This window comes from Shewanella electrica (genome assembly GCF_022321485.1).
Classification (GTDB): Bacteria; Pseudomonadota; Gammaproteobacteria; order Enterobacterales; family Shewanellaceae; genus Shewanella; species Shewanella electrica.
In genome coordinates this window covers 53,711-66,674 of sequence record NZ_JAKOGG010000004.1, presented here as the reverse complement: position 1 = coordinate 66,674, position 12,964 = coordinate 53,711, and the positions used below count along the sequence as shown (strand labels likewise).

Below are 12,964 nucleotides of genomic sequence, written 5' to 3'. Positions count from 1 at the left end.
GGCAAAAGAATGGGAGTTACATCACTGAGCTTAATAGCTGCAAAATCAGCGTAGCGAGAATCAACATCAGCGCACCGCCAAGGCGAGAGGAGATCTGTGCAAATGGCATCAGCTCCATACGTTTGCATGAGGCCAATACCGCTACATCGCCGGTCCCCCCCATATTTGCCATACACAAACCACCGGTAATAGCCGCTTCAATCGGATAGAAGCCCATCATACGGCCAACCAAGGCGCTACCAACAACGGCCCCCACGACGGTGGTAAATACCATCAGCAAGTTTTCCCACGTCAGCGCCGCAGCGATCTGGCCTAAATCGGTATAAACCACACCAATGCCCACCAGCAGTGCTGGCGTCAGGTTATCGACCACAAACTTGCTCCAGCCGTGTGCAGCAATTTCCAGTTCGCGTGGTAACAGCCCAGAGACTTTAATCAGCGCCACAAAGATGATCATCAATGCATAAGGATGCATGTCGATCACAGAGGCCAACAAGGTGCCAACAAAAAACATTGAGATAGCTAAAAGCGCGCCAAGACCGAGTTGTTGCACGGTGTGTGCGTCGCGTATCTCTTCCATCTGCTCTTTTACGTCGCCATCTCGCATCAGACGGCCATTACCCGTCAATGATGGCACGTACTGACCCAGTTTGTGCAACAGCCCAGCGACGACAATGGCAATCGCATTACCAATGGCCAGTGCGGGAACCATTTTAGACATCAAGGCTTCGCTGCTCATGTCAGTTTGCCCCGACATAATTTCCACTAGCGGCACCGCGCCAGCGCCCATGCCGCCCCCCATGATCGGCAACGCAATTAACATGATGGATTCAAAGAATCCCTCGCCCAACAAATGCCCCACAACACCGGCAAATAGAAAGGCAAAAAAGACACTACCAAGGATCACTGGAATATATTTCAGTGCGGCCTTTTTCAGTACGTTAGAATCCATCCCCAAAACAGATCCTGTGACCAAACTGGCGATAAAGAATGCTAAGAAACCGCCTCCTTTCATGAAGGTCGTTACCGTGGTTACGGTCTCTTGTGGCATCCAGCCGCTATGAAAAATGTAAGATGAACCAAAGATAACCACGATCGCCCCGCCACCAAAAAATTGATTGATGATTGGCGTCTTGTTACCAATGAGATTAAGTAAATAACCAACAACCGCCATGATGCCCAGTGCCCCAATGAGCCCTGACGGTAACTGATTTTGAAGAGTGGCCAGCGTTATAATCACCGCTGAGAGAAAGAACACGATATTAATCGTGCGCTTATCTTTGGCAGAAATAGAAGTGCTATTCATTATTATTGCTCGCTCTTGCAGAGTTTTTAGTATTTCCCTTAAAGGGATGGTGAAGCCCCCAGTGACTGGGTCGTTAAAAAAACGTCTGCGAAGACTAGCATCATTGTGTGAGCGGGCAATTCAACGATATATCATTAAAAACTAAATAAAGATATGTAACTTAATAATATTCAAGCTGTTTTCACTACATAATCAGCATGATTACCAAGTCATCAGTAAACACATGCTGATTTTTTTAATATAAAAAGCTAAATATCAGCACATAACAAAGATATTTAGCCATCACTAATATAGTCATACAAATGATATTATTTAACCAGCTGCGCTGAATTTTCGAGCGGTGCAAATAGCACGCGCCAGACGCCACCGAAGTCTTCATCCTCGGTACCAAAGCTCATCACACTATTATTAATACGCTGGGTGGGCGCAGCTAACGCCTCGACTTTAAAACCATCAACAACCCATTGGGCCTGTGTTGGCGTGGTCAGTTGTAATGGCAATGGTTGCTCAGCGGTTGGGGCTACCAATTTGGCGGCGGCGTAAATCACCGAGCGAAACGGCCCTTGATCACCAGCATCTTCAGTCGCCACTGCCCATAAGGTGCCGTGCGGATCGAGATAGAGATCAGCAATACTGCGCTTGCCATCAACATTATGCCATTGACCTGGAGCGCTCACTGGCAGTGCGTTGTCGGCATAAGATTGCCAATCCACTTGCGTTTTATCAGCATTGAGCAAGCCGAATCTAAGTAAGCCGGAACGGTACAGTTCACTACCACCGCGCTCGCCGAGTACCAGATAAGTTTGCTGGCCGTGAGCCACACACTCCAATCCCTCAAAGTTATCACCGTCAACCTGCTCTGAGTTACTCACATAGTTAGGCAGATGATAAACATGCAGCACCTTAGCTTGTTGTTGCTTTAGTTGGATGTGAAAAATACGGCCAAACTTACCATGCCAGTAACCCGATTCAGCCAGCAGGTATTCATCATCGGTTTGCGGTAACTTGCATACAGATTCGAGGTCACTCGCTTGACCATCATCATCATGCCAATCAGCAATGGTCACCGGCTTAAACTTCTGTTTGCCGTGTTTACCGATATTGAGAATGCCAACCCGTTCCCCTTGGTGGAACACTTTCTTATCCAGCACGACCAGATACGCATGTTCGTTAATTTGGGTCATACCGCTAAAACCTAACTCTACGGCATAGACTGGCGAACAGCTCAGCCAAACGAGGCTCACGAAAATAAGTAACTGCTTCATAAAAAGTCCAACAATCAGTAACGAGGGATAACAACACCGCGAAGAATCACATATAAGCCGCTGAGTTGTCTAATAAAAGTAAAGGATTATCGAGCGTTGATATTGGGTATTCAATCAGGTTAACCGCGCGATAAAAAGCGCGCTGCCAGTGGCGCTGGTCAAACAAGATAAGCAGAGGCTACGCCATAAAACACGCGTTTAATGCCGTTTCAGGCGGCAATTTATTCAGCGTTAGTCGCTATTGCCGTGAATGACAACACAATCGACCACCGGCCTTATCGACCTCACCCGCTGCCGCCGATAACAATGGTATGCAACGTTATACCGCCAATTGAGACAAGCGGCTAAATCAACGCCTGCGTGGCTTTTTCTCCATAAATTGCCGACTACAAGTTGCCATCCACCATTGCGATATAGCACGTAACACCCGCGCTAATTTTCGATGATGTACCAGATCAATCGCCAACAACTCAGCGTTAATCTGCTCCAGCTTATCCAAGCGCTGCATCAATCGCTGCAATAGCGGATCAGTGTGATTCTCGACATAATTTCTGCCGATGACTTGCACCAAAAATGTCACAGCTTGGCAGACGTTATCGCGCTCTTTACCTAGCACGATCAAGCGACGATTGTGTTTATAAGCGAAGTATAAACCATTAACGTGAAACGCCAGTTTTTTCAGATGTTTATCAATGGCCTGATTACCGGTAGAAGTATCATCTGGCCAGCGAATAAACTCCTCCATGCGATAGAGCACCCCATCATCACTCTCATCGTCATCAAACGGAGTTTGTTCGCTGTCGCTGGTAGGAGACAATACGATCCAAGCTTTTAAGCCGCTGTTTGGCTTTGGCTTCTCTTCTGCCTGTTGCAAGCGGTATTGATGCAACCGATCATAAAACGCCACTTGTTTGACCTCATTCGGCCGAGTGAGATGGTATTGCAGTTTCGATTTCACAATATCGGCGGAAATCGGCTTGATAAGAAAGTCGCTGACATCGTATAACAAGGCATCGCGCACAGCACTGCGAAGCGCAACACTTGAACACACGATAATGGGAATGCTGTAAGCCGTAGCTTCAAACTCGTCAGAACGCAGGCGGCCCACCAGCTCTAACCCAAGACAGGCCTGAGTATCGAGATTAATTTCCGTTAGCAACAAATCGACCGATTCCGTTGCTAAAATGTCGCAAGCCATGCGATAGCTATTTGCCCTAATCAGGCTAACGCCGTCGATTTTCGCCACCACAGAGTGAACGAAATCGCACATCAGCATAGCGTTATCAACCATCAGCACTTTTAGTACTTCATTCGCCATATGCATCAATCCAATGACAACAGCCACACATCGATTGCTTCATTTTTAACGTCTACTAGCTCAAACAAATAATCTATGGATATTAGGGGATGGTTATCTTTGCTGGCTGTTGTTGCAGCTGGCAGCGCATGAGTTAGGCATGGAAGGTGGTGTGCGGTGTCGTTATGCTCCAGCAACAGCTCCTAGAGCAGTGGTTAGCCACCATGACTCAATTCAGCGGCTGATAAAGCGCGACTTAACCGCCGCAAATACACTGCAATATCACCACCAGCGTCCAACGCCGCGGCCCCGCTAACTCACTACAATGATTGATAAAACACGACCAACTACTACCGTAATCCAAGCTAAAATTTTGAAGTTCGGTACGGGTGCGCACATTACCCCATCAACGCTGTTTGCTCTAGCAAAATATCACCGACAAATTGTAAATATTGTTGCAATAGTGAGCAGAAAAAAGCCCGTTAGCAGCATATCGCAGCGGCATAAATGGCGTCTTAACGCCACTGTGTATCATCCTTAGCCGTATCGGCTTTAAAAAAGTTCGCCGTAAGGCGCTGTGAAATAATGTCCAATTAGCAACCACGAATTGATATCAACTGACGGGGGCTTTTGCGGACCATGCCACGTCGTTCACTGATACGCCACGTTCAGTTATCTTTGTCGAAAACCTGCCAAAAGCCGGTAGTTTGTCACATTTACTACGTGCATAAGATAATTAATATGCTGATTTATTGGGAATTATCGTTGGTCTACTTTTTGAAGCGTTATTGACCAGTTGATTAACAGCAAGGGACAAATCATGGCACAACAATTGGAACAACTGCAAAAAGAGGTGCGCCGCGCCAAACGTATCGCGTCTGAACGGGCGGGTGAATTACATGATCTGGTAGAAGATAGGCTACCAGCGGCTTTTGAAGAACTGCCACAAATGGCCCAAGCATGCTACGACGCTTGCCAACATTGGGCTAATTTGAATGAGCAGTTGACCGCCTTAGAGGCTGCTTCTCTTTAGTGTTTAATTTTCGTTCAAAGCAACCGCATTATGGGCGAGGCGCAGCCAGTGGCAATGAGTCAACTAGCGCAACCAAGTTCAGCAGGCATTTAAATGAACCCTTCGGGCAGCGCTACACCGCGGGGATCAGCAACTCTGCCATCTTTTGCAGCCCATGCCCTTCGGCATCATAATCCGCATCGGCATACAGAAGACGCCCTGTGGGAGATAACAGCATTAACGTGGGATAAGTGCTGATACCTACTTGCGTTAACCATGGTTCGGCGTTGGCGATCACCTGCGCCTCTAACTCATACTGACTAGCAAACTGGCGGCTGTTTTCTACCGAGTCCCAAGTGACATACAGGACTTTTACATTAGCATGCCGTTCGGAAAAAGCTTTAACGTCAGGGATCTCTCTTACACAACCGGGGCAATCAACAGAGAAGGTACTAAGCAATATAAACTGCTTACTTGACCAATCTTCTTTCACATCACGCCCCATCAGGTTTTTCCCCTGAATGGCAGGAACAGGCTCACCTGTGGCTAATGAGGTCGCTGCGCTGTTAGCCAAAGGGTGAGTGTTGTGCTTCGAAGGTTCAGCCGCAACCGTTACCGCCCGCGTCGTTTGCTCCTGCCACATGCTGAAATGCGTATCATAAGGCCCAAGATAATCCCCGACACTGATCGGCTGTGCCTGCTTATCTAAGTATGTGACTTGATATTTTGCTAACCCCAACTTCGGTGCAAAAGCTGCAGGTGTAACCGTTGTCGCAGACGCTGTTGCACTGGTCATAACCAGTAACAAGCCAGTAATGATGGCAATGAGTTTCATGCATAACTCCGATGCAGTTAATCCTTCGACCACACAACGAACGATTTCACGCTTCAACTTTAGATATAACTAAACCTGCCAGCAGTCATCATTTGAGTCAACCATAGGAGGGTGAATGACATGGCGATTAGTGCAAGAAACAAAACAAATGCCGAGGAGTATGAGTTTTACAGAACCTTTTGCCGTAGACAGTGCATGCGCTAGGTTTAAAGTCATCAGTCCGTTAAGCTGAGTAAATGACTTTTGCCGCACTCAAAAAAGCCGTGACTATCGCGGTGAGATGCAAAGCGGCATTTGCTACAGTTTGAAGCAAATGCCACATATTCCTTTGCCACGTTAATCCACCAGCAATTATTACAGCAAAAAATCTCTGTGGTGCGTCGGCCAAATTTAGAGGTATTTCGCATAGTTCCAGCATTAACAATCACTCAGACAAATTTAGATAGATTTCAAGGTGTAATGCAGGATATTCTGGCGCGCCTCAGCGGAAAATCGAGCGGCATAGTAATGGATTAAAGGCGGCAATTAGACCAGTGACCATGGAAGTGTCTTTCCATAAAAATGATGATGTTATCTCTGTTGATTAAAGTTTCTAGACAATAACGCCTCTTTTAACAAAATGGCTTGTCTTTGCTAATAGCGACATCATGACATCGTGCAAGCGTTAACAACAATAAACAGTACCGTTTGTAGTCTTCTTAATATCAAGCGCTCTCTCCACAAGAGTGCTGCCGTACGATAAGAATAAACAGTGTTGAACAGAATCAGTCTCTTACTGCTCATAAGCAGCGTACTTTGTGGTTGTAGTAGTTTATCCAGCAACAATGTCGATCAAGATAACCCGTTGGCTTATTGTCATGTACCACTACAGCAGCAAGTGGATGCGTTGGCGCTGCCATCCATTGAATCAGGAGATTCTGCTGGCATGGTGGTGGCGGTGTTGACTCCACAAGGTCAAACCCAAGTATTCAGTTACGGTTATACCGACGAAACACAGCAGATCCCATTAACCGGCGATACCTTGTTTGCCGTAGGCTCCGTGACCAAAGGTTTTACCGCCGAAACCGTTGCCATGTTAGTGGCACAGCAGCAACTTGGCTGGCAGGAATCACTCAGTGCATTACTGCCAAACACACCGCTTAGCGATGGCGCATCCCACGTCACATTAGAGCAGTTAGCCAGTCACACCTCAGGCCTGCCACGACAGGTAAACAGCTTCGCCATGCTGCATCAGTTTGTCGGTTATCTGTTTACTGGCAACCAGTTTTACGCTGAACTAGATAACGGCGACTTTGCCGACTATCTCGCATCATTTGAGCCACCCACCACGCCAACCGTGATTTATTCTAATTTGGGTTACAGCATTTTAGATGAGGCGATACAACAGCGTGTGGGGGAGCCAGTTGAACAACTCACCCAGCAGCTGTTGCTTAAACCTTTGGGACTAAAAAACACCGGCTATCAACCAGAATTGCTGCCGGGTTATGCCCAGCGCGCGCGTGGACATGCGGGGGATCAACCTAAGTTTATTGCTCGCGGTAGCCAAGTGCCAGATTGGCAATTCCATGGTTATATGGTCGGTGCTGCTAATTTGTGGAGCAGTGCAAACGACCTACTGCAATACGCTCGCGCCCATCTCTATGGCACGGATAACGAGGTAATTAATCAAGCCTTTACCGATGCAACCACCATGAGATTGCAGGTTGCAGATGCGGATTCCGTAGGGTTGGGCTGGTTACGCAATGAGATTGAAGGTGAGCAAATTCTGTATCAATCCGGCTTTATTGGCGGATTCTCCAGCTATATCGGCATGGATCAACGCCTAAAAACCGCCGTGGTAGTGCTGCAAAACAGCTTTAACTGGAACAACAATATTGGTCATCGCATGTTATTGCGTATGGCGAAAAGCAATGATGCCCTCGCCTGCCAAACTCCTATTCCACCACATGAGCAGATGACGGCAAGCAATAGTAGTGACGATAATGATCAGCAAACTGGCGGCCGCTAATTAACCGGTAGCGACTATGCCATAAACACAGTCGCTATGTGCTCTACTGCATTACCCATGCCTGCCGCTGCGCGGGATTTAAAAAGCTCCACATCACAAAGCGGCTGATCTTTTGTCCTTGTGCCATCTCAACGACTCTTGCTTCCACCGCGCCCGCCTTTTCAAGCTGCTTGCGTAGCCAACGCACGTTATCGCTCTTGGAGATCAAACTACTAAACCACAGTACTTGCTCAGCATATTTGGCGCTCTCAAACGCCATATTTTTCAAAAACGCCGCCTCACCACCGGGGCACCATAACTCGGCTTTTTGACCACCGAAATTAAGTGCAGTGTTACCTTTAGCGCTCGCGTTATCGTGAGCCGCCGTAGCGCCACGTTTATGTTGGTTTTTACTAAGATTGCTGAGCTTACGCTGAGCGCCTTGCTGCGCTTCAGCTAACGAGCTATGGAATGGCGGATTACAGGTGGTCAGCATATAACGCTCATCGGCAGCGATGATGCCGCTAAAAATATGCTGCGGTTGTTGCTGCAAACGACACTCAATATTGCCCTTAAGCGCGGCATTGGCATTGATAATAGTCTGCGCACTTTTGACTGACAGCGGATCGATATCACTGCCCACCACCTGCCAGCCATATTCCACGCGCGCAATAATCGGATAGATACAGTTAGCGCCCACGCCGATATCCAGCATCCGCGCCGACCGTTGTTGCAGCGCTGGACAGTCAGCATATAGCAGCTCAGCAATACGGTGGATGTAATCTGCACGCCCTGGGATGGGTGGACACAAGAACCCTGCTGGAATGTCCCAGTGGCGAATGCCGTAATGCTGTGCCAACAGGGCCTTATTCAGCAACTTAACCGCGTCAGCATCAGCAAATGGGATGGTATCCTGCCCTCGCGGGTTTTTCGTGACAAAGCGCTTTAACGCAGGCTCAGCTTGCACCAGCGCAGTAAAATCATAACTGCCACGATGGCGGTTACGTTGATGCAGCCCCGCGGCGCTGTTTATCGTGGTCATCTTCAGCGCCGTTACCGCTGTTTTAGCAGCGTTATTGCGATGCGCTGTATCACGCTTATTTGCTCGCTCAGCAGAGGATTGAGTCGCCTTTGTGTTAGCGGACTTTGCCGTAGGTTTAGATGCACGCTTAGGCGCAGGTGTGACCATGTTGATTCTCTTTCACTTTGACACGCAGCTAGTTACTAGCGCATTGAGCATAAATACCAACACCATTGGTTGACTCGCTCGCCGCCACAAGGAGGCTATTGTGATGTTTTTTGCTAGAGAGTGCCATTAATGGCGCACCAATTGCCGAAATCAGGCGCAGCGCTACAAAAATCAACAACGAAAGGAGGAAAATGTGAGCTTGAAAAGAGGGATGTTGGTAGGCCGCGTGGGGCTCGAACCCACGACCGATTGATTAAGAGTCAACTACTCTGCCAACTGAGTTAGCGGCCTATTTAACAACACTGATATTGAGATATGGAAGAAAGCGAAAGGGGAAACCATAGGGCTGTTCATATCTCGGCGCATAAAGTAGATCTAATTACAAAATCTGTCAACTTCACATCTAAATTTGTTGGTGTAAAAAAATAATAACACTTTAAACTACTAATAAAGCATTTTATTAGATAAAAACACTACAGCCACCCATCAAGATTCGCCGCATTCACCAGCCCATGGCCGCCACCTCAGCCGCTGCAATCGTTACTAGCGCACTAGCGTTAGGCTTCTTCAGCCAAACGCACGCCTAAACGCCGTAACGATGGCGCAAACAATACCGCAATCGACAACAGATAAATCAGCGCCGACACGAAAAACGCCAGCCGCAGCGAGCCGTATTCGGCACTGCACGCCGCAATGCCCACGCCAAGCACGGCACCGAGTTGGATAAACACCGAACGGATCGACAACATAGTGCTGCGTTCACTATCACGCACTTCACTGTGAAATAGCGTCATCACTGGCGAATAGGATAAGGCGGATACCCAATAGATCAGCGCAAATACCAACACGAAGCTAAGCCAGTGCTGCGCCCAAAATAATGCGGCAAACAACGCTGCTTGTAACAGCCGAATAGCAATATTGGCCGCGACATAGTTGTAGTTAAACAGCCGACAAAAGCGCGGTGACATCGCCTGCCCCGCCATACCTAATAGGATAGAACCGGCGAACAATGCGCCGAACAGCCATGCCAACGGTTGCTCGCCGATAAGCGTTTTTAACTGGAGCTGCCAGAATTTTTCGAAGCTGATATAAGCCGTGGCACCCAAGGCACTGGATAGCAGTAATAGCCGCAGCGTAGCTTGCTGCATCAACGGCTGCCAAGCTTCCTGCAACAGAGGCAGCAAACCTTGGCGCACCGGGGTTGCGCTAGGTGATGTCGCTTCATGCAGCAGATAGCCGCTAAGTAACATCTGCAATGGTAGTAATAACGCCACCAGCCCATAGTTCATCGTGTAATCAGCAAGATTCGATGAGCTGTCGCGGCTGCTCACCAGCACCGCATCGGCAAATAACGCGCCGGACAACAGCGCCCCCAGCAACATACCCATCTGATTAGCGAGACTGAAATGCGCCAAACCACGTTGTAATTGACGACTACCGAGTTGCTGCGCCTTAAGCTGCTCGACAAACAACGCATCGAGCGTGCCTGAGATCATCGCGGTGCTCATGCCGGCGCATACCATCACTAACAACATGATCCCCCAAGAGTTGAGGCTATACATGCCCAACACGAACAACAGCATGCTCAGCTGGCCGAAGATAAATAACGTTTTGCGACCGAGACGATCAGACAACATGCCACACGGCACTTCCAACACCATGGTGCTTATTGAACTAACAATCACCAAGGTGCCAATTTGCAGCATGTTAAACCCCTTTGCTTGCAGCACCAGATACATCACAGGCGCAATAATGCCCATGATCAAGCCACTAAACGCGCGAATAATGAAAAAACGCCAGCGAAATTGGCCGATAGAGGTTACAGCTTCCATGGTGACTCATCCTTGAAAAACAACGTTAGAACATGTAGTTAACTGCATTATTCAAAATAAAGCTAGGGAAGTTGCGGATAAGCCTGCCCGACGCTCTGGATTGGTAAGCCATAGCAGTTCAAGGCTGCTAACTGCGGGCATGCTGGCGCATGGCAAAGTTGGCTAACGAAGAATTCATGAGCGAACAAAAAAGGGCGAATCATCAGATCCGCCCTTCATGAGTAATGACATCCGCAGACTCTTAACGCTGCGGTGGTTGAAAACCGTATTCAGCCAGTATCGCTTGAGCTTTGTCAGACAAAATATAGTTAGCCAGCGCTGCCGCATGCGGATTGGCGTCTTTCAGCACCACCAAGCCAAATTTGCCACCAATGGCTAGCTCAGCGGGTAAAGCAACTATCTGCAGCTCGGGGACCTCTTGCTGCGCCAATTTGGCATTAGTGCAATAAGTGAGAAACACATCAGCCCGCTCGTTCTCCATCACCCACGCATAAAGATTACGCCCGACAGGCGCTTTGGCGCTGTTTGGGCTGCCCGTCAGCTTTAACGCCTTCTTAGTTAATATGTTTTGTGCTTGAGGTTGCAGCGTTTCCGCTTTTTCAAACACGGTTAGTGCGTAATCACCTGCGGGATCAAATTTAGGTGTCGAGATGCCCAATTTGGTTTCGGGATCTAACAACACGTCCAAAAAATTACCGGTGGTTAGTGGCAAGTTCGGCTGAGCTAAGGCACATAGTTGATTACGGGCGAACATCACCACTTCGGTACCGCGCTGTTCGTTCACTAGCGCCTGTGGATGCTGCATATTAGCCGAAGCAAAAATATCGACTTTCTCGCCCGCTTCAATGCGTTCGCGCAAGATACCAGATGATGAATACTGCGCCACCACTGCCTGCTGAGTCTCGGCTTGATACTGACGAATAATCTCAGTCATCGCCGCCTTTAAACTACCCGCGGCGCGTAGTTCAATCGCGGTATTTTGTTCTGCGGCTACACTCACTTGTGCCAGCGCCCCCATCATTAGCGATACTCCCAAACTTAACAGCAACATCTGCCGATGCCTTGCCATGTTATGCCTCTCTATCGAACCACATTGTGCCATTAATAATGTTTAGCCAAAGCGCATACTTCGCGCATTAATTGAGCTAAAAACCGAAGTATTATAGTAAGTTAGCGGCCGTTTGTAGTGTCCTATTAGTGAGATTTCACAGATAAATTTGCCCAGTAAACTAGCAATAATGTAAAGCTTTAGGGACAGCATACCTGTGCCAGCTTGCGTTAACGGCGACATTCAACCAACAGCGGCTGGCGCCAATCCACTAACTGCCAGTATTACTGCCGCCAAAAGCAGTTTTTTCCGATCGGCATGAAGAAATTTCCGACCGATAACTCATTAAAATTAAACGTAAAATCATCAAAAACAAAAATAGAACAGCCAGCTTACAAAGCTGTTTAAAAGCTGATAACGCTTCCACCTGAAAAATCTAGGATTTTTATCCTTCTAATCAGCAAATGTTAACTAAATGATGTTTCATCTGCTCTTGGCACAAGCTTTGTTTATATCCAACTGCACATTGAGAAATACAAGTGAAAATATCTCTCGAATCAGGAAGATAATCAGGAGTCTCATGATGAAAAAATTAACACCTTTCCTTATCGCAGCCTTAGCTCTTACCACCACTTATAGCGCTGCATCTATGGCAGCAGAATCCGATGTCAAAAACGACAGTGGGCTTTATGTGGGTGGTAACTATGGTTACTTAAAAGTCGATGGTGACGATGATTTTGATGATGACAACGATGTCTGGCAAGGATTAGTCGGTTATAAATTTAACCCATATATCGCTGTCGAAGGGAGTTACATCGATTTTGGTAAATATGGCAGCAGTGTCGCGGGTGCCGAAACCGATGGTTACACCGCAGCGCTGAAACTGATGCTACCGCTTGGCGAGCGCGTTGAACTCTACGCTAAAGGTGGTCAACTTTGGTATGACACGGATTATAACGTAGCGGGCATCAGCGCCAGTGATGACGATACTGGTGTATTCGCAGGTGCCGGTGTCGGTTTTAAAATCACCGAAAACTTCCTCATCAATGCTGAATACACTTGGTATGATGCCGAGATTGATGCTGGTGACGTGGTCGATGGTGCCAACACCAGTACCGACTTCAAACAAGCGTCTATCGGTTTAGAATACCGTTTCTAAGCTAACGCTTGAGCAACAAAAAAGGAGGCTAATA

The 12,964-nt window shown here is 47.8% G+C and carries 10 protein-coding genes and 1 tRNA gene; 3 read left to right on the top strand and 8 right to left on the bottom strand.

Annotated features, from left to right (window positions below):
- Positions 1-16 precede the first annotated feature (16 nt).
- From L9G74_RS07280 to L9G74_RS07270, 3 genes are all read right to left on the bottom strand, one after another.
- Positions 17-1,306 (bottom strand): 2-hydroxycarboxylate transporter family protein, encoded by a 1,290-nt coding sequence (locus tag L9G74_RS07280; RefSeq protein ID WP_238895639.1) that lies wholly within the window; start codon positions 1,304-1,306, stop codon positions 17-19.
- Positions 1,307-1,614: 308 nt separating this feature from the next.
- Positions 1,615-2,571: a hypothetical protein gene (locus tag L9G74_RS07275; RefSeq protein WP_238895638.1), complete on the bottom strand. Its 957-nt coding sequence runs from the start codon at positions 2,569-2,571 to the stop codon at positions 1,615-1,617.
- A 349-nt stretch (positions 2,572-2,920) separates the two neighbouring features.
- A complete protein-coding gene (locus L9G74_RS07270) occupies positions 2,921-3,889 on the bottom strand; it encodes a response regulator (RefSeq protein WP_238895637.1) in 969 nt (322 codons plus the stop codon).
- Between the two features lie 799 nt (positions 3,890-4,688).
- Between L9G74_RS07270 and L9G74_RS07265 the strand changes: the two genes are divergently transcribed.
- On the top strand, positions 4,689-4,901 hold the full coding sequence (locus L9G74_RS07265; protein WP_238895636.1) for a CCE_0567 family metalloprotein: 213 nt from the start codon (positions 4,689-4,691) through the stop codon (positions 4,899-4,901).
- A 112-nt stretch (positions 4,902-5,013) separates the two neighbouring features.
- On the opposite strand, the gene L9G74_RS07260 is transcribed toward L9G74_RS07265, so the two are convergent.
- Positions 5,014-5,715: a TlpA family protein disulfide reductase gene (locus L9G74_RS07260; RefSeq protein ID WP_238895635.1), complete on the bottom strand. Its 702-nt coding sequence runs from the start codon at positions 5,713-5,715 to the stop codon at positions 5,014-5,016.
- A 751-nt stretch (positions 5,716-6,466) separates the two neighbouring features.
- On the opposite strand from L9G74_RS07260, the gene L9G74_RS07255 reads away from it, so the two are divergent.
- Positions 6,467-7,723, top strand: a complete 1,257-nt coding sequence (locus tag L9G74_RS07255; RefSeq protein WP_238895634.1) for a serine hydrolase domain-containing protein — start codon at positions 6,467-6,469, stop codon at positions 7,721-7,723.
- 43 nt (positions 7,724-7,766) lie between these two features.
- Here L9G74_RS07255 and rlmF read toward each other — a convergent pair whose 3' ends face one another.
- The 4 genes from rlmF to L9G74_RS07235 form a co-directional block, all read right to left on the bottom strand.
- Positions 7,767-8,744: a 23S rRNA (adenine(1618)-N(6))-methyltransferase RlmF gene (gene rlmF, locus L9G74_RS07250; protein WP_238895633.1), complete on the bottom strand. Its 978-nt coding sequence runs from the start codon at positions 8,742-8,744 to the stop codon at positions 7,767-7,769.
- Positions 8,745-9,106: 362 nt separating this feature from the next.
- Positions 9,107-9,182, bottom strand: a tRNA-Lys gene (locus L9G74_RS07245).
- 266 nt (positions 9,183-9,448) lie between these two features.
- Positions 9,449-10,723: an MFS transporter gene (locus tag L9G74_RS07240; protein ID WP_238895632.1), complete on the bottom strand. Its 1,275-nt coding sequence runs from the start codon at positions 10,721-10,723 to the stop codon at positions 9,449-9,451.
- A 241-nt stretch (positions 10,724-10,964) separates the two neighbouring features.
- Positions 10,965-11,792 carry a molybdate ABC transporter substrate-binding protein gene (locus L9G74_RS07235; protein ID WP_438944554.1) on the bottom strand — a complete coding sequence of 276 codons (828 nt, stop codon included), beginning with the start codon at positions 11,790-11,792 and terminating at the stop codon, positions 10,965-10,967.
- 562 nt (positions 11,793-12,354) lie between these two features.
- On the opposite strand from L9G74_RS07235, the gene L9G74_RS07230 reads away from it, so the two are divergent.
- Positions 12,355-12,930, top strand: a complete 576-nt coding sequence (locus tag L9G74_RS07230) for a porin family protein (protein WP_238895953.1) — start codon at positions 12,355-12,357, stop codon at positions 12,928-12,930.
- Positions 12,931-12,964 lie beyond the last annotated feature (34 nt).